The following is a 591-nucleotide window of genomic DNA, read 5'->3' as shown; positions in this document are numbered from 1 at the left end:
CGGGGGTCGGGGCGCTCGCCGGGCAGGTGGCCGCCCGCGCCCGGGTCGGCGGCGGCCCGGACCACGTCTGCGCCGCCCCGGGGCCGCCCGCCCGCCCGGCACCCGTGGCGCCCGCCGCCCGGGAGACGCCCGTCGTACCGGCCGCCCGGATGCCGCCGGCGGCCGAGGGGCCACCCGAACCACCACCGCACCACCCGCCCGAGCAGCCGCTGTATCACCCGCCCGACCGGGCGGCCCCGCACCCGACCGTGCCCACGCCACGGCTCCCACCCGAGGCCCGCGACGAGCCGTTCGGCGAGCCGACCGCCGACGACGCCTGGTGGCCGCCGGAGGAGCACCTCGACGACCTGTACCGGGCCGGGAAGAGCGCACTGCCGCCGACGGTGGTCGGCCTCACCGACGAAGAGCCGGACGGCGTACGCCGGGTCCCGCGGGCCGCCGAGCCGGAACCGCCGTCGCGGTACCTGCCGGTGCACGTGCCCCGGCCGTCCGAGCCCGAGCCGCGCGCCAACCGGTGGCTGCCGCTGGCCGCGGCCGGCGTGGTCGTGGTGCTGCTCGGGGCCGGGGCGGTGATCGCCGGAGTGTCCCGGG

1 pseudogene is annotated in these 591 nt (G+C 81.6%); it reads left to right on the top strand.

Annotated elements, in window-relative coordinates:
* A pseudogene (locus tag DKT69_RS38530) lies at positions 1 to 591 on the top strand (tetratricopeptide repeat protein); the annotation flags it as partial.

It is taken from the genome of Micromonospora sicca, from assembly GCF_003172935.1.
GTDB classification, from domain to species: domain Bacteria; phylum Actinomycetota; class Actinomycetes; order Mycobacteriales; family Micromonosporaceae; genus Micromonospora; species Micromonospora sicca.
The sequence above is the reverse complement of the archived record's forward strand: the minus strand, read 5'-3'. Positions and strand labels throughout refer to the sequence as shown.